This is a genomic window from Neobacillus sp. Fa239, from assembly GCF_055395235.1.
Genome location: NZ_AP041611.1, coordinates 1,229,631 through 1,255,963, shown reverse-complemented (window position 1 = coordinate 1,255,963; position 26,333 = coordinate 1,229,631). Strand labels below are relative to the sequence as shown.

Here is a 26,333-nt window from a genome sequence, read left to right as displayed (position 1 = left end):
TAAAATGTATAAGAAATAATCACTTTGTGAAAAACGGCACATAAGAAAGGATATCATTTTCATGCCATATTGAAAAGTAAAAAACCTCACAAAAAATGCTGCTCTAAAAAAAATTTAGAAACAGCCATTTTGAATGCTAATTTTGAGTTTGGTGAATCTTTTCTCGCTCTTCTACTGTATGAACTGCATTTAATATTTCCATTTCCAGATCATTGCAGTACTTTTGCTTTTCGTGATTATTCCAGCCAAATTGGTCTGCCATATAGTTCATAACTTGTTTTTTTCTTTCATTAACAGTTTGAATATCAAATAGAATCGCTCCTGTTCGGCGATAAAAAAAATCGACGGGAGTTGCAATCATTTCAAAATTGATCCCATAAATAAGTTTAGCGAAGAATGGAAGCGGAAGCTCGTATTTTTCAGCATCATTTTTATTTTTTATCAGAAGATCGAACACAACTTCCACATTTGATCCATATATTCTTGCTAAATAATTGGCTTCAGCTTTGGTCAGTCCAATATTTTCCTGATATTGAATTTTCTCTTTTATGAATTGATTAAAATTTACTGCCCCTCCAACATTCCCTCCTGAAATCGGTGAATGTTTTGTTTGACATTTAAGATAGCTTTTTCCTTCTTCTAAACTTAGTTTCTTCACTAACATATCAACAATCGTTTCTGCCATTTTTCGATAACCGGTTAGTTTCCCCCCGGCTATCGTTAATAACCCTGTTTCAGACACCCATATTTCGTCTTTTCGGGATATTTCTGACGCATTTTTCCCCTCTTCATAGATAAGCGGCCGGATACCTGCCCAACTTGATTGAATATCTTTTTCGCTAACTTGTACTTCAGGAAACATATAATTGATTGCGTTAATCAGATAATTTCGATCGCTGGAATTCATATAGGGATGGGCCATTTCCTGGTCATAAAAAGTATCTGTTGTACCAACATATGCTTTGCCTTCCCTTGGAATCGCAAATACCATTCTGCCATCAGGAGTATCAAAATAAATGGCCTGTTTTAGCGGAAAACGCGACTGATCAATCACGAGGTGCACTCCTTTTGTCAACTGAAGTGTTTTTCCCTTTTTATATTGGTCCATTTCTCGTATAGTATCCACCCAAGGCCCGGCAGCATTGACTATTTTTTTTGCGCGAATTTCATATTTTTCTCCTGTGATTTGGTCATGAACGTTAACTCCAACAACCTGTCGATTTTTATAGATAAGCTTTATTACTTTTGTATAATTGCATGCAGTCGCTCCTTTTTCAACAGCCGCCTTTATCACTTCTATTGTCAGCCGTGCATCATCTGTCCGGTATTCGACATAATAACCACCGCCTATTAAACCCGTTTTCTTTAGAAGCGGTTCTTTTGCTATTGTTTGCTCCACCCGGAGCATCCTCCGCCTTTCTGATTTCTTTACACCTGCCAAGAAATCATAGATACGTAAGCCTAGCGAGGTGGTAAATTTGCCAAAGGTTCCTCCTTTATAAATTGGCAGCAGCATCCATTCAGGTGTTGTCACATGTGGTCCATTTTCATAAACAATCGCTCGTTCCTTCCCTATCTCAGCTACCATTCTTACTTTATATTGTTTTAAATATCTTAATCCGCCATGTACTAATTTAGTTGATCGGCTTGATGTACCTGCTGCAAAGTCCTGCATTTCTACTAGTGCCGTGTTCATCCCTCTTGTTTGCGCATCAAATGCAATTCCACAGCCAGTGATTCCACCGCCAATAACTAAGACATCAAAATTCTCACTTTTTAGTTTATTTATGATTTCTTTGCGATTTAAATTGGAAAATTTCATTTCGTTTTCCTCCTTAAACTTGGATGTTGATTTACGCTCCGTGCGCTCGCTTTCCGCGGGGAGGTCCGGGAGCCTCCTCGGCGCTTTAAGCGCCTGCGGGGTCTCCCGTGCCCTCTACATCCCGCAGGACATTGAATAAGCTTCCTCGAATATTCACCGCACGAAGAAAATGCGTTAGCATTTTCGAGGAGGAGAGCGCCCTCCGCTCCAATCAACAGTTGTAAAATAACAACATCGTCATTAACACAGTCAAAATAAAAAAGACCACAAGGACATTACCGTTTTCGATAATGTTTTTGTGGTCTTTGCGGATTTTTCTGCCAGATATTAACTTAAACTGATTATAGCATGAATCAAACGATTTGCGTAGTAAATATTGGATTATTTAAATGCCATTGCAGCTTTTACAGCCTTTTTCCAGCCACCATATAAATGATTGCGTCGTTCCTCATTCATATTGGGGTTGAATTTTCGTTCCACAGCCCATTGATGAGAAATTTCCTCCTGGCTTTGCCAGAAACCAACAGAAAGGCCAGCTAAATAGGCAGCGCCCAAGGCTGTCGTTTCATTAATTACCGGTCTTTCAACAGGAACATTTAAAAGATCGCTTTGGAATTCCATTAAGAAATTATTTTTGACTGCCCCTCCATCAACACGGAGAGTCTTAAGAGCAATTCCGGAATCTGCTTCCATTGCCGATAAAACATCCTTTGTTTGATAAGCAAGAGACTCAAGTGTCGCACGAACAAAATGTTCCTTTGACGTTCCACGGGTTAAACCAAAAACAGCCCCTCGAACATCGCTATCCCAGTAAGGAGTTCCTAAACCAACAAAAGCTGGAACAACATAGACCCCTTCTGTCGATTCAACTCTTCTTGCATATTCCTCGCTAGCCTTGGCATCATTGAAAAAACGCAACCCGTCACGGAGCCATTGGATAGCGGATCCAGCAACAAAAATACTGCCTTCTAATGCATATTCTACTTTGCCATTTAATCCCCATGCAAGCGTAGTTAATAAACCATGTTCTGAACGAACCGCTTTTTCCCCTGTGTTCATCAGCATGAAACAGCCGGTGCCATACGTATTTTTCGCCATTCCTTCCTCAAAGCATGCCTGGCCGAATAATGCGGCCTGCTGATCCCCCGCTACGCCGGAAATCGGTATTTCCTTCCCAAAGAAATGGTAATCAATTGTGTTCGCATATATTTCAGAGGAAGGGCGAACTTTTGGAAGCATGGATTTAGGTACATCCAAGATTTTCAATAATTCCTCATCCCAATTAAGATCATAAATATTGAACATTAATGTACGGGAGGCGTTGGAATAATCCGTAACATGCGCTCTCCCACCGGAAAGCTTCCAAATCAACCATGTATCAATGGTACCAAACAATAATCTCCCTTGATTCGCTTTATCACGGGCTCCTTCAACATGATCTAAAATCCATTTAACTTTTGTCCCTGAAAAATAAGCATCAATTAATAAGCCGGTTTTTTTTTGAAAAAGGTCATTGTAGCCCTTTTCCTTTAATTCCTCACAGATTTGGCTGGTCTGTCTTGATTGCCAGACAATTGCATGATAGACAGGGTGACCTGTTTCTTTATCCCAAACAACTGTTGTTTCCCGCTGATTGGTAATACCAATTCCGGCAATTTGCTCAGGAATAATGCCTGATTCCGATAAGACGCCGGCGATGACGGCAAGGATGGAGCTAAAAATTTCATTCGCATTATGCTCCACCCAGCCGGGCTGAGGAAAAAACTGAGTGAATTCCTTTTGTGCTGAATGAATGATTTCACCGTTCTTATTAAACAAGATGGCCCGAGAACTAGTTGTTCCTTGATCTAACGCTAAAATATACTTTTCCAAGGATTAACCCCCATTCGTATATTCACATCTCAAAAATGATTGGATTTTAAAGTTAGCTCAGGAGTTTTTATTTTTCTTCCGAAATTGAAACCGCTTTCTCCCGAAGCTTAACTCCGAAATATGCCCAACTCCCTAAAAGGCTTCGAAAATATTCACTTATTCTATTTTATCAAATTTTTTAATTTTTCCAACTTATTTACTGCCTAATAAATTCCTTTGGGTCTTTATTTGTCGAAATTTCCTCGGAAATAGTAGAAAAACATAGGATTTCACCATAATGGGAACGTCTTTGATAGATTATTACAGGTTATCACGAAGAATTAACATAATTGTCAAATAAAATCCTTTACGAATAGAGAAAAGTAGTGCAAACTGTTATTTAAATGGATATTTATACTTTGTCAGGCAAAGGAGAGAGACTAAATGAAGAAGGCAGAAGTTGGGGATATCATTGAATTCCGTGGAGGTTTGCAAGGAATAGTTGAAAAAGTGAATGAAAATTCTGTAATAGTCGACCTAACCTATATGGATAATTACCGTGACTTAGAGCTGGATCAGCGTACAGTAGTCAATCATAAAAATTATAAGATAGTAAAAGAAAGCGCTTATTAATTGAATAGAATAATAGGAAAGGCAGATTTTCTGCCTTTCTTTTAATTTGGCTCAAAATTCATTATGCTGAAAATAAGTATAATTTTACAGATTTTTAGAAAAAATGATGTATTTAGAAGGGTCTATTGGAATCCCCTCAGTTGGCATGCCATTTTTATTTGGTTTTTCCTGTTTCTTTAGCAATCTGTTTGAAGGATTTCACTTTACCATGGGGATTCTGGTCCTGTTTTCGAACCGTCCATTCCCGTTCTTGTTCACTTTGGGATTTACTCATAACAATACCTCCTTTCACTATTTTATTTTTTTCTATTTTTTATTTCTTATCATGAAAATTGATTCAAAAGAAAAAGAAACCATTTCCATACATATTATTTAAAATGGAGCTGCTTAAATGAAGAAACACTCCTTCGATATGACTCTTATTTTGGGGCTGTTCATGGCCCATTGCCTGATGCTATTTTCCTTTGAAGAAAAATCGATATTTTGGTACATCTTTTCGGGGTCATTGTTATCCTTAATCCTTTACGTCAATCTGTTAGATGATGATGATACGAAAGATTCGTTTATAAATTACATTGCCCTTGGTTCAATTTCTGGCTTTGCTCTATATGTTGTATTTTGGGCTGGTCTTCAAATCCTTCATTTTGTCCATCTTCCGGTTTTTCAAAGTGTTAAAAACCTTTATCGTTCATATGCACCGACGTTTTTCTGGCAGTATCTTGCCCTTTTGCTAATTGCAGCACCAGGAGAGGAAATTTTTTGGAGAGGTTTTGTCCAAAAAAGATTAACAAGATACATGGGAACGCTTGGCAGTATTATCACAGCAGCATTACTCTATTCCTTAGTTCAAATTTATTCCGGTGCATTCATGCTCGTCTTGGCAGCATTTATTTCCGGCCTTGTTTGGGGATTTCTTTATTCTTGGAAAAAGAGCATACCACTTGTCATCGTTTCCCATCTAATTTTTGATCTTATGCTTTTTATTATTTTACCTTTAAAATAAAATGAGAGGCTTTTCGCCTCTCTTCTTTTATTACGATTTCGTTAAATGATCGGGGAGTGACTTCATCCATAATAGGACAAAAAAAACGAGGCTGATGTAACCGAACAAAGGATACAAGTAAGAAAGCAACTTCCCGTAATTCACCAGACTAATCAGGTATGCCGCACCAAAAATAGCTGTTATGGACGCCAAAGTCGGAACAAGGACATATTGTTTCAGCTGGCGGTCAAGACCAAAAACATTGCCGATTACGGAAGTAAAAATTTCACCATAAATTACAAGGACAAAAATCCAATGAAAAAATGGTGCAATTTGCTTCATGATGATCGCCATTGGAATTTCGTAATTCTCAAGATTAGGAAGCATGATTAAAGTAAAATGGCTTGCCAAGAGAATGAGGGTTAAAGCAGCTCCCCCAAGAATTCCCCCCCACTTAATTGTCCAATCATCCTTTACTTCAGTAGCGATTGGTACCAGGACTGCCTGGGCCAAGGCAAGATTTAGAGCGGAATAAGAAAAGGGTGCCAGAACGCTTTTCCATCCATCATCGGCATGTGGTATGAATAAAAACTGATCCATAAAATGCGGCATTTTGACAGAAAACCCCATTAACAGCAAGCTGAAGGAAATCATCAGTGGAACCACAAATGAATTTACGGCAAACAGCCCTTTTGTTCCAGTCAAGATGACAATATAAGAAAGAGATATAGTTAAAAGAACCCCTAAACTCTTCGAAAGTCCTAGCTGCTCATGAAAAACGGCACCGGCACCTGAGAGCATGACAGCACTCACCCCAAGCAGCATAAAGAGCATCAAAATATTAATGACTTTCCCGGCCCATTTTCCAAACAAATATACATTAAACTCCTGATAGGACTCTGCATTTATATGTGCTGCCAGCCTCATTAACTTTGAACCCAAAACGACAAGGAGGTAGCCGCTCATTAATATACTTATTAAACCAATGAAGCCAAACCGTGAAAAAAATTCAACGATTTCTCTTCCGGTTGCAAAACCAGCACCTACGACTGTACCAACGTAGACTGCTGCAATTTGAAAAGCTGCTGCCCAATTTCTTTTCACTCCATCTCCCCCTTCATAACACTATATGAAGGTAAGGACAAACTAAGACGAGCCAACTTTATTATTTTTGAAAAAATTACCTTAACCTAATCACTTGAAAGTCAAAAAAGGTCAGAGTATACTATGGTCATAAGGTCAAATATAGTCAAAGTCAAACGCCTTATTTAGATATTAATTACGAGGAGGTTTTTATTTATGCTATGTCAATTGTGTAAAGAAAACCAAGCAAACATGCAATTAACCATCGTCATAAACGGACAACGCAATGAAATGAAACTATGCCATGATTGTTATGCCAAAGAAAAAAATACAATAGGGGCTGGCATGAATTCTTTTTCAAGCTTTCCTTTTGAGGGGCTTTTTTTCACTGACAATTCATTTGAAAATAAACCGAAAAATCAGCGAGAGGCCGCACAAAAAGGTCAAATGCATTCAGGTGGCGGTTTTATCGATCAATTTGGACGCAATTTAACGCAAATGGCGAAAGCAGGCCTAATTGATCCTGTCATTGGCCGTGATGATGAAATCAAAAGAGTCATTGAAATTTTAAACAGACGTAATAAAAACAATCCTGTCTTAATTGGCGAACCTGGTGTTGGGAAAACAGCGATCGCTGAAGGTCTTGCCTTAAAAATAGTCGAAGGGTTAGTGCCTGGTAAATTAAAAAACAAAGAAGTTTACCTTCTTGATGTGGCTTCATTAGTAGCCAATACTGGAATCCGCGGGCAATTTGAAGAGAGAATGAAGCAATTAATTTCAGAAATACAGGAGCGAAAAAATATCATTCTGTTCATTGATGAAATCCATTTACTAGTGGGTGCCGGCTCTGCTGAAGGCTCCATGGATGCAGGGAATATATTAAAACCAGCTCTTGCCAGAGGGGAAATACAGGTTGTTGGTGCTACGACGTTAAAGGAATATCGTCAGATTGAAAAAGATTCTGCCCTGGAACGCCGCTTCCAGCCTGTCCATGTTCTTGAACCATCAACAATGGCCGCAATGGAAATCCTAAAAGGGATTCAGAAAAAATATGAAGATTACCATGAGGTGAATTATTCAGAAGAGGCAATCCGTGCCTGTGTGCAATTGTCACATCGTTATATTCAGGATCGTTTTTTACCGGACAAAGCGATTGATCTGCTCGATGAAGCCGGCTCTAAATTAAATCTTAACTCCGATTATAAGAGCACCGATCAAATTGAAAACCGCCTAAAAGAAATTGAGATTGAAAAAGAAAAAGCATTAAAAGCAGAAAATTATGAAGCAGCAGCTGCATTGCGTGACGAGGAAACAAAGCTGGGTACTGCATTAAATCACGTGGGGACTAGTGAAAGACCGACCGTTGATGTCGTCCACATACAGGAAATCATTGAACAAAAAACAGGGATTCCTGTCGGAAGGCTGCAAGCGGATGAACAACTAAAAATGAGGCATCTCGAAGAAAACCTAAATCAAAAGGTCATTGGTCAAAAAAAAGCTGTGGAAAAAGTGGCGAAAGCGATTAGAAGAAGCCGAGCAGGATTAAAGTCTAAACACCGCCCAATTGGATCCTTCCTTTTTGTCGGACCTACCGGAGTTGGGAAAACAGAATTAACAAAAACACTGGCCCAGGAATTATTTGGTTCAAAGGATGCAATGATTCGTCTCGATATGAGTGAATATATGGAAAAGCACAGTGTTTCTAAATTAATTGGTTCCCCTCCAGGCTATATTGGCCATGATGAAGCAGGACAGCTTTCTGAAAAAATCCGCAGAAATCCTTATAGTATTCTCTTATTGGATGAGATTGAAAAAGCACATCCGGATGTTCAACATATGTTCCTGCAAATTCTTGAGGATGGGCGTCTAACCGATAGTCAAGGGAGAACAGTCAGCTTTAAAGATACTGTCATCATCATGACAAGTAACGCAGGAGCCGGATTTAAACCAATCCATGTCGGCTTTGGTACAAACGATGCAATGGAGGAAGCTTCTATTCTTGATTCTCTTGGCAGTTTCTTTAAACCGGAATTCCTTAATCGATTTGATAGTATAATTGAATTTAATACACTCGAGAAAGACCATATTTTACAAATTGTTGATTTAATGTTAGACGAATTACAAGAAACATTAAAAGAACAAAAAATCGAACTAACGGTAACTCCAGAAGCAAAAGAAAAATTAGCTGAGCTTGGCTTCCATCCTGCATTTGGTGCTCGCCCGCTAAGAAGGGTCATTCAAGAACAGCTTGAAGATAAAATGGCTGATTTTATTCTGGAAGAACCGGATACTCATAGAGTAACAGTTGTCATCGAAAATGAAGAACTAAATGTACGGTCCGAAATGGTAACCGTTCAATAAACTAAATGAAAAGAGGCTGACTAAAGGGTCGGCCTCTTTCCATTCTATAGATTCTTATCGTTAACTGAATTTAGCCAGCTTTCGATCACACCAACGACTGATTCTACACAGCCATTTTCAAATGGCGAAATCAAATTGGCTTCTTTTACAAGCTTCGTAAAGGACATACTTCCGCCCAGCTTGCAAAGATTCACATAATCCGTCCATGCCTCGTCTTGATTTTCTCTCGAACGCTTCCAGAATTGGAAGGCACAAATTTGTGCTAATGTGTAGTCAATATAATAAAAAGGAGAATTGTAAATATGGCCCTGCCGCTGCCAGAAGCCACCGTTTTCTAAATACTCGTTACCTTCATAGTCCTTATGAGGCTGATACTTTCTTTCTATTTCCCGCCACTTAAGCTTACGTTCTTTAGGGGTTGCCTCTGGATTTTCATATACCCAGTGCTGAAATTCATCAACAGATACACCATACGGGAGGAATAGCAAAGCACTGCTTAAATGAGAAAACTTATATTTATCGGTTTCCTCCTGGAAAAACAAGTCCATCCATGGCCATGTAAAAAACTCCATGCTCATCGAATGAATTTCACATGCCTCATAAGTCGGCCAATTATATTCCGGAATTTCAAAATGACGGCTGGAATAGACTTGGAAGGCATGACCTGCTTCATGTGTCAGCACATCAATATCACCAGAGGTACCATTGAAATTGGAAAAAATGAACGGTGCTTTGTAATTTTCAATATACGTACAGTAACCTCCGCCTGCTTTTCCTTTTTTCGCCACTAAATCCATTAGATTATTTTCCCGCATAAACCTGAAAAAATCACCTGTTTCTGCAGAAAGCTCTTCATACATCTTTTGTCCGTTTTCAATGATCCATTCCGGGCTTCCTTTTGGCAGCGGATTACCTGTTTGAAACTCAAAGCCTTCATCATAATACTTTAGTTTTTCCAACCCAATACGCTCAGCTTGTCTTGCTTTTAGTTTTGTTGCAATCGGTACAATAAAATCTTTTACCTGATTGCGGAAATTGGCCACCATTTCTGCATTATAATCGGTTCTCATCATGCGATTATAGCCAAGTTCAACGAAGTTTTTATAACCGAGTTGTTTGGCAATCTCTGTTCTAACCTTTACAAGCTCATCATAAATCCGATCTAGTTCTTCTTCATGTTCTGCAAGGAAACCAAATTTCGCTTCACTTGCAAGCTTTCTTATTTCTCTGTCTGTGGACTGGGTAAATGGCTCTAACTGGGCAAGTGTTCTTTCCTCGCCTTCAAAATCAATTTTAGCTGAGGCAAGAAGCTTGGTATATTCTGTTGATAAGCGATTTTCCTTTTGCAGTAATGGTACGATTTCCGGTTTGAAGGTTTTAAGCTGCCCTTCTGCAAGTGCAAAAAGCTGGGTTCCCCATTTTTCTTCTAACTCTGAACGAAACTTGGAATCGCATAGTGCCTGATAATATTTCGTTATCAATCCCTCAATTTCAGGCTGGACCTCATCCATATAATCTTGCTCTTCTTTATAGAACTCATCATTCGTATCAACTGAATGACGGATGGAAGCCAGAGTAAACATGGTGCCGAGATCATTTCGAAGTTGATTAATCTCCTCCATTGCCCTGCATTGGTCTTCAATGGATGCTGCTTGACTAAATCCTTTTAGGACCTCATCAAAGTTTGCTTTAATTTCCTCTAAGTTTGGCCGTTTATATGTATAATTTTCAAAACCCATTTGCCCAACCCCTTTTTAATTATTTTGCAACATTATCCATTTCGACAGCACTTATTAATATTCCTCTAATAAAAAAATACGACCGAGCGGCCGTATTAAAATTTCCCAGCAGGTAACCCTAATTTTTTTAATAATAAAATGGCTTGCTCTTTTTCATCTGCTGTCAGACTGGACATTAATTGATGAATGTGCTCAGCATGACCAGGAAAAATCTCTTCAATAAACTTTCTGCCTTCTTCTGTTATCTGAGCATATGTCACCCGTCTGTCTTTTGGACAGGCAATCCGCTTCAACATCCCTTTTTGTTCCAGCTTATCCACTACATACGTAATGCTGCCGCTCGCAAGCAGAATTTTGCCTCCTATTTGTTGCATCGGCTGGTCCCCTTTATGATATAAAAGCTCGAGGACCGCAAATTCTGTCGGGTTTAAACCAGTTGTCTGAATGACTTTATTTACATGCTCATTTATGGCTTTATAAGCTCTAGAAAGGACAATAAACAGCTTTAACGATTGAGAAATAGATTCATTATCCACAAAAAATCATCCTTCTTAAATATCTCGATTTCAAATTAATTATAAAAAACTTTTTTATCAGTGTCAATTTACCAATTTATTTCGAATTTAGAAATAATCCTTTTTCTTTTTGCTTAAAATTATGTAAGATAGGTATATTCATTCGCCAATTTAATAAAAAAGGAGATTAATATGAATACACAGGCTGTTTTACCTGCTGAAGCCCCAAAAGCGCAAAATTCTACAATGTTTAAGATTCTTTTCATCATCGGGCTGTGCCATTTATTAAATGACGCTATACAATCCGTCATTCCGGCTATGTTTCCCATTTTAGAAAAGTCAATGAAATTATCCTTTACCCAGCTCGGAATTATTGCATTTTCCTTAAATATGGTCTCATCCGTCATGCAACCGGTAATCGGTATTTTTACAGATAAAAAGCCGATGCCCTTCGCCTTGCCAATCGGTCTAAGTTTTACTTTAATTGGAATCTTTGGGCTGGGGTTTGCTCCAAGCTTTCAGCTCATCGTCCTTTCTGTTATTTTTATAGGTCTTGGTTCAGCTGTTTTTCATCCGGAAGGTTCAAGAGTAGCCCATATGGCTGCAGGGAACAAAAGAGGTCTTGCCCAGTCCATTTATCAAGTCGGCGGCAATACAGGGCAAGCATTAGCCCCATTGATCACTGCGTTGATTTTGGTTCCGCTTGGTCAAATTGGTGCCTCCTGGTTTACAATCGTAGCGGCATTGGCTGTTATTTTATTAATTTATATAGCGAAATGGTATCACCAGCGTTTACAAGTAGCTCCTTTAAAGAAAAAACAGACAAACAACACTGAGAAAAAGGGTATTTCAACTGAAGTAAAAAATGCATTGGTTCTTATTTTGCTTTTAATTTTCGCAAGGTCTTGGTACATTTCAGGTATGACCAACTTTTATGCTTTTTATGCGATTAAAGAATACTCCATGTCCATAAAAGAATCTCAGCTTTACTTATTCGCCTTTTTAGTTGCTGGCGCATTTGGAACCTTCTTTGGAGGGCCATTGGCCGATAGATTTGGTAAAAAGAAAATTATTTCTTTTTCTATGTTAGCCACTGCTCCTTTTTCATTAATCATCCCGTTTGTGCCGTCCTACCTGGCTTTTATTTTTCTATTGATAACTGGTTTTATTTTAATGACGAGTTTTTCTGTCACTGTCGTGTATGCACAAGAATTGGTTCCGGGGAAAATTGGTTTAATGTCTGGTTTAACAGTCGGCCTCGCATTTGGAATGGGTGCAATCGGTTCTGTTGGATTAGGGTATATAGCTGATTTAATCGGTCTGAAGTCAATGGTTTCAGGCATTGGTGTCCTGCCTTTATTAGGCCTAACTGCTTTCCTTCTTCCTTCCGACAGCAGGGTTCGTGAATGGTATCGAGGAATATAAAAGGATGGGGAAAGCCCCATCCTTTTATATTTCTTGTATTTTACGAAATAACTCTTCCTTCTCTTCCTCAGATAGCATTCTTTCTGCCATCGGGAACAAAACGTTTTCTTCTTTAGAAAAATGCTGTGTTAAAATAAAGTAAGCCTCTTTGATTAAGGCTGAAAGGTTCTGTATCTTTTCTTTTTTGTGTTCACCGCTCGCTGATTGTTCCAAGAAAGCGTTTATTTTCATTTTCGCTTGGTCATGCTCATATTCCATTACAGCAATTGGTCCTGAGCTTGTCCCAATATATGCTCCCATCATTGGAAACAATACACCTTCTTCCCGTTCAGAATGTGGGTCAAGCTCGGCTTTAAATTGGTTTACTTTTGAAATTAAATCAGAAAAATTCTTTTCAATGTCCACTCCTTCTTCAATTAGCTGAGTGCATTTATATATTTCTTCTAATTGCGCTAATAACGGAGGATGCTCTCCTTTTAATTGTTTCAGTCCTTTACTTAATTCACCTGGGGCCATTCCGCCCATTGCGCTCATGCAGCCGCTCATTTTCTACACCTCTTTTTATTTTGCTTAGGTTAAGTATAAAAGCTTCACTCCCTTAATGTTGTGATACCCGTCACAGTCTATTCGTTTTAATGGTATACTCTTTCAATTTGACAATTTGGTGAAAACGCTTAATTTTTCAATAAATATTAACATTATCACTCAAATAAATTGAAAAACTCTCATATAATAAAGATAGAAATTAAAAGGAGGGAAATATTCTTATGCAAACCCCTAACTATCGTGACTTTTATCAAAAGGCCTTAATTCCAATTGGATTCAATGACCGCAAATCGCTTAAGGAATCAGAATTAGAGCTATATGGCGTTCCCTGCACCCATTGGCTCATCGCATTAGAAGGAGAACAACTCCCTCAACCTGAGGAATATTTTCATTGGAAAGTAAGTATTTATCCGTCTAATTCTGATGGCGCCTTTCCATGGAGACGGCCTATTTATACTACAGAAAATATAGAAGGTTTCGATCAAGCAATTGAATTAGCTAGAGTCCTAGAAACATATACAAAAAAGGATGAATTTAACTCCGAATATCTCCAAGAAAAAATCAGTTAGTCCTCCCACCCTCATTTAGCTTCACCCTCTTTTTTACACTGACATGTGAAAAAATATACATATAGTGTTTTACCAATTCCTTATAATACAAAAAGAAACGCTGACTGCCATTGCAATCAGCGTTTTTTTGATTAAGCCATCCGGAACACGATTCCGTGACCGCCTTTTGGATATTCCCATTTAATGTTTTGGTATGGACAGCCAATTCTGCAGCTTCCGCATTCGTGACAGCCTTCAAAGCCTACCTGCATGCGGTTTCCTTCCCATTTATAGACCTCAGCCGGGCAAAATATTGTACAAAGCTTATCAGGGCAATTGGTCATGCATACATTATGATCAAGCACGGTTAAATGCGATTTCGTATCACATTTAAACCGAAGGAGATATTGTTTTTCCTCTAATGTTGTTGTAGACATTATTTCACCGCCTTCCAAACACGATAAATATCGGTAAGAACCTTGAACGTTCCTTTTCCGGCTGTAAAGCTCTTGATAATTTGTTTTTGCTTTTCGCGTTTTGGTGTACCATCTACTGTAAAGAACTTACCCATTGCTTTCGTCAGCAGCGGTGCGTATTCTTTGAAATATTGTGGATTTGCCTCAAATGTATGTGGGGCATCTTTGTATTTCTCCAAATCCTTCATGACAAAACTATGGTTAAGTGCATCGCGGTAATGGTTTAAGCTGGATTCGCTAAAGTCTCCGCGTTTTTTCGCTTGAACAATTGCTTCTGCAGCCAGTTGTCCGGAATACATTGCCAAGTTTGAACCTTCACCATGCATGGCGTTTACAAGCGATGCTGCGTCCCCAACAACAACGACACCATTTCCAACCACCTTTTGTACGGATCGGTATCCCCCTTCAGGGATAAGATGGGCAAGATATTCTGCAGACTCGCCGCCTTCAATCAGTGGTTTAATATTAGGATGATTTTTTAGTTGATCCAGTAAATCATATGGTTTTAGTTTATCCTTGATCATAGCAGCAATCGTGGTTCCGACGCCAATATTTATGCTGTCTTTATTCGTATATAGGAATGCTGCGCCAAAGTTTCCTTTTGTTGATTCACCAAAAATTTCAATCGCAACACCTTGCTCAGTACTGATGTTAAACCGTTCGTTAATTTTTTCTTTTGGCATATTGATAACTTCCATGGCGCATAAAGCGACATTTTCAGGCGGATGTTCTTTCCGGAAACCAAGTTGTTTAGCTAATAAGGAGTTGACTCCATCAGCTAATACGACTACATCAGCATAAAGATCACCATCCGGACGGTCAGTACGAACACCGACTACCTTTCCGTTTTCAACGATACATTCTGTAACCACCGTTTCATTAACAAGCAACGCTCCTGCTTCAACAGCCTTATTTGCAAACCATTGGTCAAATTGGGCTCTTAGAACCGTAAAACTATTGTATGGTTCTGCTCCCCATTCAGTTCCCTTATATCCGATTTGAACCGCTGAATCTTCTCCCAATACCATGTACCGGTGATCGACCACAGGACGTTCAAGTGGAGCTTCCTTCCAGAACTCAGGAACTAAATCCCTTAATTGTTTGCTGAATAGGACACCGCCCATAACGTTTTTACTTCCAGGATATTCTCCTCTTTCAAGAAGCAATACATTTAAACCGTTTCTTGCAGCAACAAGTGCGCAGGCTGCCCCTGCCGGACCCGCCCCGACAACGATAACATCAAATTTTTCAGACATAGCTTACTTCACCGCCTTTTTCATTACGCACCTGCTTAAACTCGGCAATCAATTTTGGTAAAATCTCCATTGCGTCTCCGACAATTCCATATTGTGCAACATCAAAGATTGGCGCTTTAGGATCCTTATTGATGGCGATGATCATATCAGAGTTCTTCATGCCAACTACGTGTTGAATGGCTCCCGATGATGCGATGGAGAAGAATATTTTTGGCGTTACGGTTTCACCGGTTTGGCCCACTTGCAGGTAGTGAGGAAGCCAGCCAGCTTCAACAACATCCCTTGTACCACCGACGCTTGCGCCAATGGTTGAGGCAAATTCATGAATAAGCTGAAAGTTTTTTTCATCGCCCATACCTTTACCGCCGCATACAATCACGTGTGCATCCGCTAAATTAGCCTTTTTTGTTACATCATTCACAATATGCAGTACTTTTGTCCGCATATCTTCTTCTTTAAGGGAAATGGTTTCTTCAATCACTTTCCCGACTCTGCCTGTATTTGGCTCAAGAGCCTTCATTACCTTTGGTCTTACAGTTGCCATTTGCGGACGATGCTTCTTACAAAGAATCGTTGCCATAATATTTCCGCCGAATGCCGGACGGCTTGCTTCGAATAGACGGTTTTCAAGATCAATATCAAGCATCGTCGTATCTGCCGTCAAACCTGTATTTAAGTCCGTTGCAACAGCACTGGCGAGGTCTTTTCCATTCGGTGTTGCACCATAAAGGATAATTTCTGGCTTGTATTTTTGAGCAAGCTGCATAACACCCTTCATATATGACTCGGTTCTGTAATCCTTTAATACAGGATGGTCAATTAAATATATTTCATCTGCACCATAAGAGATGACTTGTTTAGCCAGTGACTTTATACCAGAACCTAGTAAAAATCCTCCTAATGGGACTTCCAATTTATCAGCAAGCTTCCTTCCGGCACCAAGCAGTTCCAGCGAAACTCCTTCGATTTTACCGCCGTTTTGTTCGATAAAAACCCAGACTCCACGGTATTCTTCTATGTTCATGTAAACCCCTCCATACGACATGATTAATCTTTTTATTTAGCTGATTGGATGGTGAACAGATCTTTTTTGTCCATTAAGGCTCCCATAAGCTGCTTCACTTGCTCATCCGAAGAGCCTTCGAGCTGTTTCACTCCACCCTCTGGTCTTGGAGGCGTAAACATTTTTCCTACAATTGTTGGTGAACCTTTTAGACCGAGCTGAGTACGATCTACGTTCTCAAGGTCGTTAACTGTCCATACAATCGTTTCATACCTTGCTGCTTTTAGCATATTTGGCATTGGTGCATATTCAATTTCATTTATTTCCTTTTCTACTGTCAATAAGCATGGCATTTCAGCTTGAATGAGCTCATAACCGCTTGTTAATTTGCGTTTGAGCAGAACAGTATTTTCTTTTATATTAACTTCCGGTACTTCGATTACATTTGTCACCGGAGGAATATCCATCCTTCTAGCAATCCCCGGTCCTACTTGACCTGTATCTCCATCAATTGCGTGCTTACCGCAAATAACCATATCCACTGGGAGATCCTTGCTAATTCTATCTAATGCTTTAGACAAGGCATAGCTTGTTGCAAGTGTATCGGCACCGGCAAAGGCACGGTCAGAAATGAGATAGCCTCTATCGGCACCAATTTCTATACTTTTCTTAATGATTTCTGTTGCCTGTGGCGGTCCCATTGATAACACGGAAATCGTACCACCGGATTTTTCTTTAATTTTTACGGCTTCCTGCACGGCATGAGCATCATAAGGATTTAAAATAGCAGGAGCGCTGCGGCGGTCGAGTGTGTTTGTTTTGGGATTAATTTTAATAATTTTTGTATCGGGTACTTGTTTGACACATACGACAATGTGCATGTAGGACTTTCCCTCCTCCAGATAATCTAAATATGTTTAACCAATCGCTTTCAAAGGATAAAGATGCTTTATATTACGATATAAGATCGCAATATTAGCACAGTATCAAACTGGAATACTTTTCTTTTTTTCTTCCTAATTTAATTCTAATCTAAAAATAATTGTGAGAGTTTGAACCTTTCTTGAACAATTGCATAGTCATTCAAAAAGTGTTCAAATTCTTTTTTTGATAGAATTAAAGTCATAAAAAATAAACAATCTTGGAAGTATGTATAGTGGTGTTCCGGATGTGACGATTCATATCATTTCAGCCTATTATAACTATATGAAATATCATGATATTAACAATGAGAAAAGTCACAGCAAATGTCATAATTTGTAGATTTAACGAATCGAATGGAGGGAATAAAAAAAGAAAGAAGACCTATATTTGCACTGGATTAACATTCGTGTGCAAAGAAGGTCTTCTTCATGAAAGTGTATGGATTTATTTAAAGTTGTACTAATGCCTTTGGCCAAATCATCATTGGTTTAAAAGTAATTTTTACTTCTTCATTTGGAATGCTTTTGTTATTTATTGCTAATTGATATTTATATATTAAATCATCAAGCTCTTGGCTGTATTTCAGTGTTTCATCATTTGTATAGCCCTTTTTATTTGCACAATCCATCATTAATTCTCTTTTTTCGCGAATCTCCTCTAATATTAAGGAGCCATTATTAACATGCTTGTCCAATTCGAACCTACCCCTTACTGTTTCACTGTAATCCATTAAAATATGGCCACTTGATGAATTATGACAAGTATTTGTATAAATGTAAATAGAATCGCAAAAGTAGACAAAAAAATCTATTTTTCTCTTTTTTCGACATATTATATACTAAACTTCTTGCAAATACGACAATAAAAAAGCTGGCTTGCAGGACACCTGCAGCCAGCTTTTTTTTCTATTGCTTCACTTCTTCTTTTTCGTAAATTGGCACCCAGCCTTCGGTTGTTACAAAAATTCGAACAGCAACAACTTTGCGATCATCTTCAAGGGTAAAATAGTGTCTGGTATTTTCTGGAACAGAAATTAAATCCCCTGGGTTTAAATGGACCTCATAAAACCCGCCATCTTTCCCTTGAATGACAAATACACCATGACCACTGACAATAAAACGGACTTCATCATCTGTATGATGATGCTCTTGCTTAAAGTTTTTCAGCAGCGTATCCAAATTAGGTGTATGGTCTGATAATGAAATCACGTCCTGTGCCTGATAACCCCTTCGTGCAGAAATATCAGCGATTTCTTCCGAGAATGCATGAAGGATTTCTGCTTTTTCCTCATCATTTAACAGATACTTTTCAACAAGTGATTGCGGGAGTTTGGCAATATCCCAATGTTCATAAATAACCTCTTGGCCGCCCAGGAAGCTAGCTACCTCCTCCTGTGCATGAATTTGTTCTTCTTTGTTTTGAAATGAAATGTAGGCCATTTTCATTTTCCTCCTAAACTATATTTACATTAAACTACTTTAAATAATTGGTAAGGTTTATGTTCCAATAATCGCAGTTGGTAACGGAATAAAAACTCCGTTGCTTCAAGGATTTTCTTTGCCTCGAAGGCCGTTTTCCCCCATACCGTGATTCCGTGGTTGCGAATTAAAACAGCACCGCAGTCCTCATTAACATGCTCCGAAAACGCATGAGCCAGGGTAGGAATATGAGCATAGTTTCGAATAATCGGTATTTTCAGCACAGCATCTTCTTCCCATTTATCAAAGGCCTTGATTAGTTCCTGACCTTGAAAAGATACTTCTTCCCGGTCACCGTACACTTCAGAAATGACATTATTATCGATCGTATGCACATGCAGACTGCAGCCGGCTTTTGTTTTGCGGTATATTTCTACATGCAGCAAGGTTTCGGCTGATGGACGCAAATGGGTCTCCTCGACAGGCCGGCCGAATTCATCAACAAGTAAAAAGTCCTCACCGGTGCGTTTCCTTTTATCCTTTCCGCTTGCAGTAACCAAAAACTGCAATGGGCTGTCACTAACTTTAATCGCCAGATTTCCACTCGTCCCCATGAACCAATCTCTTTCTGCCAGCTCATCCTTAACATCTGCCAATTCAGTCCATCTATCTTTTAACATTTTATCTTCCCCACCTCAATTCTCTTTTTTATTTCAGCAATGCAATCATAGAAGGTAGAAAAACCTTGATGGTTGATTTCCCATTCTTCACATTTTTCTTGAAGCAAATCCTTTGCTAACACAAAGTCTGCATGTTTTGCTGCCTCTAAGTCTGTAACGGAATCACCGATCACAATCGTAAAGCTGTCTTTATTTGTAAGTTTTCTAATAATGCTTGGTTTGCAGCAACCGCAGTCATGCTGACAAAAGGAATCGCATTGATAGGGCCAAAGAATTTTGATTCGATCCCCTGAAAAATCAGACTCATTACAATAGATTCCATCAAATGGACCGTAATTGTTTAAAATGGGATACACAAAAAAATCAATTCCACCGCTTACAATGTAAAGCGGAATTCCTTCACTTCTCGCAAAATCTACAAATTCTTTAAAACCAGGACGAATCTTTGCATTTTCAATCGCAAAAGCGGTTATTTCTTCCTTCCATTTAGTTGGAATGAGGGAAAATAATCTTCCTACTCCTTCACTAATCGAAAGTTCTCTGGCTAAAATTTGATCTTTGATGGTTTCCCAACCTTCAGGAGCGAATTTTTTCATGAGAGCTATGATGTTATCACTTTCCGTAACCGTACCGTCAAAGTCGCAATAAATCACCGGATTGGTCATTTTGCTGTTACCTCGGCATTTCCCCACAATTTAAGGGCTATGTCCAGCTCAGAGTATTGTTCTGCGCCAGCAGCAAGAGTTCGGCCTAAAAGAATAGATTCGATTGCTTGTCGGAAGGCAAGACCTCCCCCACGTGCACCTGCCGGGTGTCCATGTACTCCTCCTCCGGCATTGATCACAGAATTAATTCCAAAATCTCGAATCAATAATGGCACTAATCCAGGATGAATCCCAGCGGACGGTACAGGAAATGTCTGTTTAAAACAATCTTCTACAGTTAATTCTTCCGCTATAGATAGTGCTGAAGATTTTTCTAAAGCCACGGTCCCGTATGGGGATGGAAATAACGACAAATCAGCCCCTGCGTAGCGAACAAGTTTTCCAAGTAATAAGCCATGGGAAACCCCGTATTCTGAAGAGGATGTCAATGCTCCGCTAAAGGCCGGGTGGGCCATTATAGGCAGGGCGATTCCATCATCCTCCCGTAATTCCTGCAGACAATCCAGTCCATAAGAGAATACATTGAACAATAATAAATCAGCTCCAAGCTCTGCGGCTTTCCTTGCTTGTTCCTTTAGCTTGGAGGTTCTTCCAGTAAGGTTTACAGCATACAAGGTCCGATGCCCTGTCTCGTCATATACCTCTTTTAAAACCTTTTTCCCTTCAACTATTCTTTTTTCAAATGGTGTCAGCTCGTTTTCAAAAAGGATTTCATCATCCTTAACAATGTCCACACCGCCAAGGGCTTGCTGTTTTAACTGTTCTGTTAAAAATGTAAGATCTTTTCCGAGCACTCCTTTAAAAATACTCATTAACAAAGGTCTATCAAAAACACCAAGTTTGCTGCGGATGCCATTAATGCCAAATCGCGGCCCAGGAAACTGTGCCTTTAAGAAATCATCAAATTGTAAATCCACTAACTTAATTTTGCCGTCTAGTGACAGTTTTCCAAAAACAGTCGTGAGGATAGCCGGCAAATCGTTTGAAAAATTGACCGTCGGATAGGCAATCCGAATCAGTGATTGATCTTCCTTCACTTCAAGCCCTTCAATCGAAACGACCCTGCCCTTGTGTTTTCTCAATTGGTTTTGTTCCAATTCAGGTAAATTCGTCCACGAGCCTACTGTTAAGCCTAATGCAATTTCTTCAGCTTTTTTTCCTGGATTTTTTTCATTATGTAGTAAATATGAGGCAATAATTTCACTCAAATTTGATCTCCCTTTCCCTTAAAACATAAAAAACCTCTTCAAAAAGAAGAGGTTAGTAACGATAACTAACATCTTCTCATCTATCAGCTTTTCGCTGCAAGAATTAGCACCGTGCTTAAAACTAGTTTAAGTCGGTTGCCGGGCTTCATCGGGCTGGTCCCTCCGCCTGCTCTTGATAAGAAAACGATTCGTATTTATTCACATTAAAATGTTGTTAACTATTTTGCATTATCCCAAGAAATGAATATTCTGTCAAGTCAAATTATTAAAAATTTCTAATAAACTTATTCTTCTCACTGCTTCTCCAAGACGTTCCTCTGAAGTTAACAGCCCTACCCTAACATAGCCCTCACCGTATTCCCCAAACCCAATTCCGGGTGCGACCATGATATGCGCCTTTTCAAGGAGTAAATCAGCAAATTGTTCTGATGTAAGACCGTCCGGTACTTTCAGCCATGCAAAAAATGAGCCTTTTGGCGCCGTCACCTTCCATCCGATCGAATGAAGGCCATCGATTAGAATATTTCTTCTTCTCTCGTAAAGTTGATTTAGTTCCCTTACACATTCCTGGGAACCATTTAACGCTTCCGCTGCGGCCTCTTGAACGGCTCCGAACAAACTGACATATAAATGGTCCTGTAATAATTCGATGGCTGAAATTACACTGCTGTTTCCGACAGCAAAGCCTACACGCCAGCCCGCCATATTATAAGTTTTAGACAGTGTATAAATTTCAATGCCCACTTCTTTTGCTCCTTCAACCTGTAAAAAGCTTAGCGGGCGTTGACCATCGAAACCAATGGCTCCATATGCAAAATCATGTACAACACAAATATTGTTCTTTTTCGCGACGTTTATGGTGTTAACAAAAAATTCCTTCGTAGCTATTGCTCCTGTAGGATTATTTGGATAATTGAGGAACATTAATTTTGCCTTAGCCAAGTCTTCTTCTGAAAGCTCATTGTAATCGGGTAAAAAATCGTTTTGTTCTTTTAGCGGCATTGTAACCATTGCTGCCTTTGCAAGTGCGACACCCGACCAGTAATCCGGATATCCTGGATCCGGAACAAGGATTGTCTCGCCAGGATTTAAGAGACATTGAGGAATCTCGACTAAGCCCGCTTTTCCCCCAAACAAAATCGCGACTTCCTTATCCGGATTAATCGTCACCCCATATTCCCTTTGATAAAAATCGGCTGCAGCCTGCTTTAAATAACGAAAGCCTTGGAATGGGGGATATTTATGATTCAGAGGGTTTTCAGCCGCTTCCTGAAGTTTTTTCACAATATGAATGGGTGTGGGCTGATCGGGATTTCCCTGCCCTAAATTAATCACATCATGGCCTGCTTCAATAAACTGCCCCACTTTTTTGACAAGAGCGGCAAAAAATTGCTTTGGAAGATTGTTTAATAAATCGGATGGTGGAAAAAGGTTCATTTATTTCACCTGCTCATCATTTTAAAGTTGAAATTCTAGTGACAAATGATATAACTTTTATATCAGCTTGTAAAGTAAAAATTCTGAAATTCATATTAGGGGGAAGTTTCATGAACTTGAAAATTGCTTGCCTGCAAATGGATATTGCATTTGGTGAACCTGCTAAAAACTATCAATCGGCTGAAAAATTAATAGAAAAAGCGATGTCAGAAAAACCGGACATTATAGTCCTTCCGGAATTATGGACCACCGGGTATGACTTGACCCGACTTGAGAACATTGCTGATCCAGATGCGCTTCAAACAATTGAATTTCTCGTCAAAGCAGCAAAAAAATATCATGTTCATTTTGTCGGGGGCTCTGTGGCTGATCAAGGTGAAAATGGAGTGAATAATACACTTTTAATTATCAACAATAACGGTGAACTGATCCATCAATATAGGAAATTGCATTTATTTAAGCTTATGGATGAACATCTTTATCTTAATGCTGGAACAGAAAAGGGGTTGTTTCAACTGGATCACCACCAGTTTGCTGGGGTCATCTGTTATGACATCCGTTTTCCGGAATGGATTCGTGCTCATACAGCCTTTGGAGCGCAAGCCTTATTTGTCGTAGCAGAATGGCCTGCTCCAAGGCTATCACATTGGCGTGCTTTATTAATTGCCAGAGCCATTGAAAATCAATGCTTTGTTATCGCATGTAACCGCTCAGGCAGCGATCCTGCCAACCAGTTTGCTGGTCATTCCATGATCATCGACCCATGGGGGGAGGTTTTGGCCGAGGCAGAAGAAAATGAAGAAATTTTAATGGCTGAAATTAACCTGGAACTTGTGAAAGAAATCCGTAAACAGATTCCGATTTTTGAGGATAGGAAACCAGAATTTTATAAATAATATTCAAAATATATTGACACTTCCAATCTGAAACTGATATTATTTTTAGCAAATTGAAAAAATTAGGGGAACTCAATATGAGCATACTTAATCAAGAAACCTACGAGCGTCTAACTGAAGCTACTGCCTCTGAACTTGGACGAGCATTAAATATATTTGCCGATGATGCAGACATTATCTGCCAGGAAATTGGTGATGGAAATCTTAATCTAGTCTTTCATCTAGTGGATGCGCACCATGGGAAGAGTATTATTATCAAACAGGCCCTTCCATACGCAAAAGTTGTAGGGGAAAGCTGGCCGCTTACGATTAAAAGGGCAAAAATTGAAGCGGATGCGTTAAAAATATTCAGGGCAATTGTACCGGATTATGTACCAGAAGTTTATTTTACAAATGATTTTTTAGCGGTAACGGTAATGGAAGACCTCTCACATCTATCCATTGCAAGGACAGGCTTTATAAATGGTGAGACTTATCCGCTCATTTCTAATCATATTGGAGAATATCTGGCGAGGACATTATTTTATACATCCGATTACGCATTAAGCCCAACATTAAAAAAAGAACAGGTTCGACAGTTTATCAATCCCGAGCTTTGTAAAATTACCGAGGATCTAATTTTCACTGATCCCTATTTTAACGCGGAAACCAATGAATTTGAGGAGGAGCTGCGCGTTGATGTCGAATCACTTTGGAACGATGATGACCTAAAGGTTCATGTCGCGATATTAAAGAAAAGCTTTTTAACCGAGGCTGAAGTTCTCCTTCATGGAGACCTGCATACTGGCAGTGTTTTTGCAGATGATTCTGAAACAAAAGTAATTGACCCGGAATTTGCTTTCTATGGACCTGCAGGTTTCGATATCGGTCAAGTATTTGCGAATCTCCTTTTTCAGGCCATCACAAATGAAAATCACCGTGGTCTTTTTATTAACCATGTGGAAACAGTTTGGAATGTCTTTGAAGCAGAATATTCCCGTTTATGGGAAACAGAAAATAAAGAGGAGCTTTCAAAATCCAGTCCATTCCTATCTTACGTGTTAAATAAATATTTTGAGGATGCACTTGGCTTTGCCGGGTGTGAGTTAATCCGAAGAACGATTGGGCTTGCACATGTAGCCGATTTGGATCAAATAAGCGATACACAAGCAAGACTGGTGGCAAAACGTAAAACATTGGAACTGGGAAGGATCCTTATCAAAAAACGAAAAGAGCTAAACGCTCTTGACCTTTTCATTAGCACTGTTAAAGAAACCATAAATAATGAGGCTGTTTAAAACAGCCTCTTATTTCATTTAATTAGGAAAAACACTTCTGCCAAGAAGTGTTTTTCCTAATTAATCATTTATTATTTATTGGTACGGAAATATGGAAAGTAGCCCCTTTTCCGACTTCACTATCGATTTGTATATTCCCTTTATGCTCTTCGATGATTTTATAACTGACCATAAGTCCCAGGCCGGTACCTCTTTCTTTGGTCGTATAAAAAGGTTCACCAAGTTTTTTTAATTTTTCTTTTGATATTCCCATTCCCTCATCCTGAATGGATATCCGAATTTGATGATTTTCTGTCATCTTAATGGAAATCGAAATAGTACCACCATGTGGCATCACTTCAATAGCATTTTTTATGATATTAATAAAAACCTTTTTCATTTGATTCGGCTCACAAAAAATGAGCGGCAGGTCATCCTCATAATCGGTAGTAAATTGAACATTGTGCAGGACCGCCTGAGCGTTTAGAAGTTCAACCGTTTCCATCATAATCGTAATAATATTCTTCTCTTGGAATCTGATTGCTTGTGGTTTGGCCAAAATTAAAAATTCATTTATAATCGAATCAATTCTCCCAAGCTCTGATGTAATGACTTGATAATACATGGAATGCTCGTCCTTAATACTTCCTTCAAGCAATTGAATAAAACCTTTTAAGGCCGTCATTGGATTGCGTATTTCATGGGCAATTCCTGCTGCCAGCTCACCGATCACATTCAAGGTGTCCGATTTACGGAGCTGTTCCTCAATTGCCACTTTTTCAGTTACATCTTTAAAAACGGTGAAATTAATACCATCAACAATTTCCAGTTTAGAAGAACATTCAATATGTCTCTTTTTCCCGTCTATATCATTAAAAATAATGGTAGATTCAATTTTGCCCTTTTGGATAACTTGCTCGAGATGTTTAATAATTAACTGTTTATTCTCCTCATCTTTTGAAAATGGCTCATAAACAAAGCGACTGATTATTTGGTCTTTTGAAATGCCAAACATTTTCTCCCCTGCGCTATTAATATCAACCACTCGAAATTGGTTATTCCACAAAATTAAACCATCTATGGAATCTTCAAAAATCCTTCTGAATTTTTGTTCACTTTCCTGCAATTCTTTTCCCATCAAATGACTTTTGGTAATATCGCGAAAAATAGCAATAATATAACCTTCCTTTGAATGGGATTTGCATGAATAGTCAATGAATTTTTCCTTTCCATTTGGCAGTTTCAAAAGTAATTGACTTTTTATAGAACCGGCACGAAAAAATTCTTTTTCCTTTTCTACATTGCGGCTTTTTTCCAAGGAATTAAGCTGCAAAAAATTAACACCAACTAATTCATGGAAAGGGCATTCAAGAATGCAACAGGCAGAGGCATTCGCATTTACTATATTTCCTTTATCGTCGGCAATGATAATACCCTCGGAGGCAAATAAAAATAATTCCTCAAGTATATGTGCATCTACACTAATCCTTTGCCCCATAACCCGGTCGGGGGTAGTTTTTAATTCTTTCATATCAATGTTTCCCCCTTCAGATAAAGGTAGAGCATCTTTTTCGCCGAACTGCTTTTCCACTAATAGTCACCCCACGAA

25 protein-coding genes and 1 riboswitch are annotated in these 26,333 nt (G+C 39.0%); of the genes, 7 read left to right on the top strand and 18 right to left on the bottom strand.

Annotated elements, in window-relative coordinates; translation table 11 throughout:
• Positions 1-136 precede the first annotated feature (136 nt).
• Positions 137-1,822: a glycerol-3-phosphate dehydrogenase/oxidase gene (locus ACZ5XR_RS05970; protein WP_464500763.1), complete on the bottom strand. Its 1,686-nt coding sequence runs from the start codon at positions 1,820-1,822 to the stop codon at positions 137-139.
• Between the two features lie 381 nt (positions 1,823-2,203).
• Positions 2,204-3,694 carry a glycerol kinase GlpK gene (glpK, locus tag ACZ5XR_RS05965; RefSeq protein ID WP_464500762.1) on the bottom strand — a complete coding sequence of 497 codons (1,491 nt, stop codon included), beginning with the start codon at positions 3,692-3,694 and terminating at the stop codon, positions 2,204-2,206.
• A gap of 423 nt (positions 3,695-4,117) precedes the next feature.
• Here glpK and ACZ5XR_RS05960 point away from each other — a divergent pair, with 423 nt between their 5' ends.
• Positions 4,118-4,306, top strand: coding sequence for a YkvS family protein (locus ACZ5XR_RS05960; RefSeq protein ID WP_464500761.1), 189 nt, complete (start codon positions 4,118-4,120; stop codon positions 4,304-4,306).
• A gap of 154 nt (positions 4,307-4,460) precedes the next feature.
• Here the strand turns inward: ACZ5XR_RS05960 and ACZ5XR_RS05955 are convergent, their stop codons facing one another.
• On the bottom strand, positions 4,461-4,580 hold the full coding sequence (locus ACZ5XR_RS05955; protein ID WP_464500760.1) for a DUF6254 family protein: 120 nt from the start codon (positions 4,578-4,580) through the stop codon (positions 4,461-4,463).
• A 117-nt stretch (positions 4,581-4,697) separates the two neighbouring features.
• Between ACZ5XR_RS05955 and ACZ5XR_RS05950 the strand changes: the two genes are divergently transcribed.
• Complete coding sequence (locus ACZ5XR_RS05950) at positions 4,698-5,309, top strand: lysostaphin resistance A-like protein (protein ID WP_464500759.1); 612 nt, start codon at positions 4,698-4,700, stop codon at positions 5,307-5,309.
• A gap of 30 nt (positions 5,310-5,339) precedes the next feature.
• On the opposite strand, the gene ACZ5XR_RS05945 is transcribed toward ACZ5XR_RS05950, so the two are convergent.
• Positions 5,340-6,392, bottom strand: a complete 1,053-nt coding sequence (locus ACZ5XR_RS05945; RefSeq protein WP_464500758.1) for a YkvI family membrane protein — start codon at positions 6,390-6,392, stop codon at positions 5,340-5,342.
• Positions 6,393-6,587: 195 nt separating this feature from the next.
• Here ACZ5XR_RS05945 and ACZ5XR_RS05940 point away from each other — a divergent pair, with 195 nt between their 5' ends.
• Positions 6,588-8,732, top strand: a complete 2,145-nt coding sequence (locus ACZ5XR_RS05940) for an ATP-dependent Clp protease ATP-binding subunit (RefSeq protein WP_464500757.1) — start codon at positions 6,588-6,590, stop codon at positions 8,730-8,732.
• A 44-nt stretch (positions 8,733-8,776) separates the two neighbouring features.
• Here the strand turns inward: ACZ5XR_RS05940 and ACZ5XR_RS05935 are convergent, their stop codons facing one another.
• Both ACZ5XR_RS05935 and ACZ5XR_RS05930 read right to left on the bottom strand, forming a co-directional pair.
• Positions 8,777-10,471 carry a M3 family oligoendopeptidase gene (locus tag ACZ5XR_RS05935; protein WP_464500756.1) on the bottom strand — a complete coding sequence of 565 codons (1,695 nt, stop codon included), beginning with the start codon at positions 10,469-10,471 and terminating at the stop codon, positions 8,777-8,779.
• 95 nt (positions 10,472-10,566) lie between these two features.
• Positions 10,567-11,007: a MarR family winged helix-turn-helix transcriptional regulator gene (locus ACZ5XR_RS05930; protein ID WP_464500755.1), complete on the bottom strand. Its 441-nt coding sequence runs from the start codon at positions 11,005-11,007 to the stop codon at positions 10,567-10,569.
• 171 nt (positions 11,008-11,178) lie between these two features.
• On the opposite strand from ACZ5XR_RS05930, the gene ACZ5XR_RS05925 reads away from it, so the two are divergent.
• Positions 11,179-12,411, top strand: coding sequence for an MFS transporter (locus ACZ5XR_RS05925; RefSeq protein ID WP_464500754.1), 1,233 nt, complete (start codon positions 11,179-11,181; stop codon positions 12,409-12,411).
• 24 nt (positions 12,412-12,435) lie between these two features.
• On the opposite strand, the gene ACZ5XR_RS05920 is transcribed toward ACZ5XR_RS05925, so the two are convergent.
• Positions 12,436-12,957, bottom strand: coding sequence for a hemerythrin domain-containing protein (locus ACZ5XR_RS05920; RefSeq protein ID WP_464500753.1), 522 nt, complete (start codon positions 12,955-12,957; stop codon positions 12,436-12,438).
• 221 nt (positions 12,958-13,178) lie between these two features.
• Between ACZ5XR_RS05920 and ACZ5XR_RS05915 the strand changes: the two genes are divergently transcribed.
• Positions 13,179-13,526 carry a hypothetical protein gene (locus tag ACZ5XR_RS05915; RefSeq protein WP_464500752.1) on the top strand — a complete coding sequence of 116 codons (348 nt, stop codon included), beginning with the start codon at positions 13,179-13,181 and terminating at the stop codon, positions 13,524-13,526.
• Between the two features lie 131 nt (positions 13,527-13,657).
• On the opposite strand, the gene ACZ5XR_RS05910 is transcribed toward ACZ5XR_RS05915, so the two are convergent.
• The 10 genes from ACZ5XR_RS05910 to ACZ5XR_RS05865 all read right to left on the bottom strand — a co-directional run bounded on the left by ACZ5XR_RS05910 (position 13,658) and on the right by ACZ5XR_RS05865 (position 22,572).
• Positions 13,658-13,942: a ferredoxin family protein gene (locus ACZ5XR_RS05910; protein WP_464500751.1), complete on the bottom strand. Its 285-nt coding sequence runs from the start codon at positions 13,940-13,942 to the stop codon at positions 13,658-13,660.
• A complete protein-coding gene (locus tag ACZ5XR_RS05905) occupies positions 13,942-15,237 on the bottom strand; it encodes an FAD-dependent oxidoreductase (RefSeq protein ID WP_464500750.1) in 1,296 nt (431 codons plus the stop codon). Before ACZ5XR_RS05905 ends, ACZ5XR_RS05910 begins: the two co-directional genes overlap by 1 nt.
• On the bottom strand, positions 15,230-16,261 hold the full coding sequence (locus ACZ5XR_RS05900) for an electron transfer flavoprotein subunit alpha/FixB family protein (RefSeq protein ID WP_464500749.1): 1,032 nt from the start codon (positions 16,259-16,261) through the stop codon (positions 15,230-15,232). Before ACZ5XR_RS05900 ends, ACZ5XR_RS05905 begins: the two co-directional genes overlap by 8 nt.
• A gap of 32 nt (positions 16,262-16,293) precedes the next feature.
• Entirely contained in the window at positions 16,294-17,121 is an 828-nt protein-coding gene (locus tag ACZ5XR_RS05895) for an electron transfer flavoprotein subunit beta/FixA family protein (RefSeq protein WP_464500748.1), read from the bottom strand.
• 491 nt (positions 17,122-17,612) lie between these two features.
• Positions 17,613-17,858, bottom strand: a complete 246-nt coding sequence (locus ACZ5XR_RS05890; protein WP_464500747.1) for an aspartyl-phosphate phosphatase Spo0E family protein — start codon at positions 17,856-17,858, stop codon at positions 17,613-17,615.
• A gap of 211 nt (positions 17,859-18,069) precedes the next feature.
• Complete coding sequence (locus ACZ5XR_RS05885) at positions 18,070-18,603, bottom strand: 1,2-dihydroxy-3-keto-5-methylthiopentene dioxygenase (RefSeq protein WP_464500746.1); 534 nt, start codon at positions 18,601-18,603, stop codon at positions 18,070-18,072.
• Between the two features lie 29 nt (positions 18,604-18,632).
• Positions 18,633-19,262, bottom strand: a complete 630-nt coding sequence (locus ACZ5XR_RS05880; protein ID WP_464500745.1) for a methylthioribulose 1-phosphate dehydratase — start codon at positions 19,260-19,262, stop codon at positions 18,633-18,635.
• The gene (locus ACZ5XR_RS05875; protein ID WP_464500744.1) at positions 19,256-19,927 is read right to left on the bottom strand and encodes a 2-hydroxy-3-keto-5-methylthiopentenyl-1-phosphate phosphatase; all 672 of its coding nucleotides are present in this window, start codon (positions 19,925-19,927) and stop codon (positions 19,256-19,258) included. The genes ACZ5XR_RS05880 and ACZ5XR_RS05875 overlap by 7 nt, the downstream gene beginning before the upstream one ends.
• On the bottom strand, positions 19,924-21,135 hold the full coding sequence (mtnW, locus tag ACZ5XR_RS05870) for a 2,3-diketo-5-methylthiopentyl-1-phosphate enolase (protein WP_464500743.1): 1,212 nt from the start codon (positions 21,133-21,135) through the stop codon (positions 19,924-19,926). The genes ACZ5XR_RS05875 and mtnW overlap by 4 nt, the downstream gene beginning before the upstream one ends.
• A 73-nt stretch (positions 21,136-21,208) precedes the next feature.
• A riboswitch (SAM riboswitch) is annotated at positions 21,209-21,317 on the bottom strand.
• A 70-nt stretch (positions 21,318-21,387) separates the two neighbouring features.
• Entirely contained in the window at positions 21,388-22,572 is a 1,185-nt protein-coding gene (locus ACZ5XR_RS05865; RefSeq protein WP_464500742.1) for an aminotransferase class I/II-fold pyridoxal phosphate-dependent enzyme, read from the bottom strand.
• Here ACZ5XR_RS05865 and ACZ5XR_RS05860 point away from each other — a divergent pair.
• Complete coding sequence (locus tag ACZ5XR_RS05860; protein ID WP_464500741.1) at positions 22,554-23,468, top strand: carbon-nitrogen family hydrolase; 915 nt, start codon at positions 22,554-22,556, stop codon at positions 23,466-23,468. The genes ACZ5XR_RS05865 and ACZ5XR_RS05860 overlap by 19 nt on opposite strands.
• A 77-nt stretch (positions 23,469-23,545) precedes the next feature.
• Positions 23,546-24,745 (top strand): S-methyl-5-thioribose kinase, encoded by a 1,200-nt coding sequence (gene mtnK / locus ACZ5XR_RS05855; RefSeq protein ID WP_464500740.1) that lies wholly within the window; start codon positions 23,546-23,548, stop codon positions 24,743-24,745.
• 64 nt (positions 24,746-24,809) lie between these two features.
• On the opposite strand, the gene ACZ5XR_RS05850 is transcribed toward mtnK, so the two are convergent.
• A complete protein-coding gene (locus ACZ5XR_RS05850; protein WP_464500739.1) occupies positions 24,810-26,255 on the bottom strand; it encodes a PAS domain-containing sensor histidine kinase in 1,446 nt (481 codons plus the stop codon).
• Between the last annotated feature and the right edge of the window lie 78 nt (positions 26,256-26,333).

What these genes read in the sequence shown, in the direction of transcription:
- ACZ5XR_RS05885 (WP_464500746.1), bottom strand. Translation starts at nt 18,603, where the DNA reads ATGGCCTACATTTCATTTCAAAACAAAGAAGAACAAATTCATGCACAG.
- ACZ5XR_RS05925 (WP_464500754.1), top strand. Translation starts at nt 11,179, where the DNA reads ATGAATACACAGGCTGTTTTACCTGCTGAAGCCCCAAAAGCGCAAAAT.
- ACZ5XR_RS05970 (WP_464500763.1), bottom strand. Translation starts at nt 1,822, where the DNA reads ATGAAATTTTCCAATTTAAATCGCAAAGAAATCATAAATAAACTAAAA.
- ACZ5XR_RS05850 (WP_464500739.1), bottom strand. Translation starts at nt 26,255, where the DNA reads ATGAAAGAATTAAAAACTACCCCCGACCGGGTTATGGGGCAAAGGATT.
- ACZ5XR_RS05920 (WP_464500753.1), bottom strand. Translation starts at nt 12,957, where the DNA reads ATGAGCGGCTGCATGAGCGCAATGGGCGGAATGGCCCCAGGTGAATTA.
- ACZ5XR_RS05900 (WP_464500749.1), bottom strand. Translation starts at nt 16,261, where the DNA reads ATGAACATAGAAGAATACCGTGGAGTCTGGGTTTTTATCGAACAAAAC.
- ACZ5XR_RS05950 (WP_464500759.1), top strand. Translation starts at nt 4,698, where the DNA reads ATGAAGAAACACTCCTTCGATATGACTCTTATTTTGGGGCTGTTCATG.
- ACZ5XR_RS05895 (WP_464500748.1), bottom strand. Translation starts at nt 17,121, where the DNA reads ATGCACATTGTCGTATGTGTCAAACAAGTACCCGATACAAAAATTATT.
- ACZ5XR_RS05910 (WP_464500751.1), bottom strand. Translation starts at nt 13,942, where the DNA reads ATGTCTACAACAACATTAGAGGAAAAACAATATCTCCTTCGGTTTAAA.
- ACZ5XR_RS05865 (WP_464500742.1), bottom strand. Translation starts at nt 22,572, where the DNA reads ATGAACCTTTTTCCACCATCCGATTTATTAAACAATCTTCCAAAGCAA.
- ACZ5XR_RS05860 (WP_464500741.1), top strand. Translation starts at nt 22,554, where the DNA reads ATGGTGGAAAAAGGTTCATTTATTTCACCTGCTCATCATTTTAAAGTT.
- ACZ5XR_RS05935 (WP_464500756.1), bottom strand. Translation starts at nt 10,471, where the DNA reads ATGGGTTTTGAAAATTATACATATAAACGGCCAAACTTAGAGGAAATT.
- ACZ5XR_RS05875 (WP_464500744.1), bottom strand. Translation starts at nt 19,927, where the DNA reads ATGACCAATCCGGTGATTTATTGCGACTTTGACGGTACGGTTACGGAA.
- ACZ5XR_RS05915 (WP_464500752.1), top strand. Translation starts at nt 13,179, where the DNA reads ATGCAAACCCCTAACTATCGTGACTTTTATCAAAAGGCCTTAATTCCA.
- ACZ5XR_RS05955 (WP_464500760.1), bottom strand. Translation starts at nt 4,580, where the DNA reads ATGAGTAAATCCCAAAGTGAACAAGAACGGGAATGGACGGTTCGAAAA.
- ACZ5XR_RS05940 (WP_464500757.1), top strand. Translation starts at nt 6,588, where the DNA reads ATGCTATGTCAATTGTGTAAAGAAAACCAAGCAAACATGCAATTAACC.
- ACZ5XR_RS05905 (WP_464500750.1), bottom strand. Translation starts at nt 15,237, where the DNA reads ATGTCTGAAAAATTTGATGTTATCGTTGTCGGGGCGGGTCCGGCAGGG.
- ACZ5XR_RS05960 (WP_464500761.1), top strand. Translation starts at nt 4,118, where the DNA reads ATGAAGAAGGCAGAAGTTGGGGATATCATTGAATTCCGTGGAGGTTTG.
- mtnK (WP_464500740.1), top strand. Translation starts at nt 23,546, where the DNA reads ATGAGCATACTTAATCAAGAAACCTACGAGCGTCTAACTGAAGCTACT.
- ACZ5XR_RS05880 (WP_464500745.1), bottom strand. Translation starts at nt 19,262, where the DNA reads ATGTTAAAAGATAGATGGACTGAATTGGCAGATGTTAAGGATGAGCTG.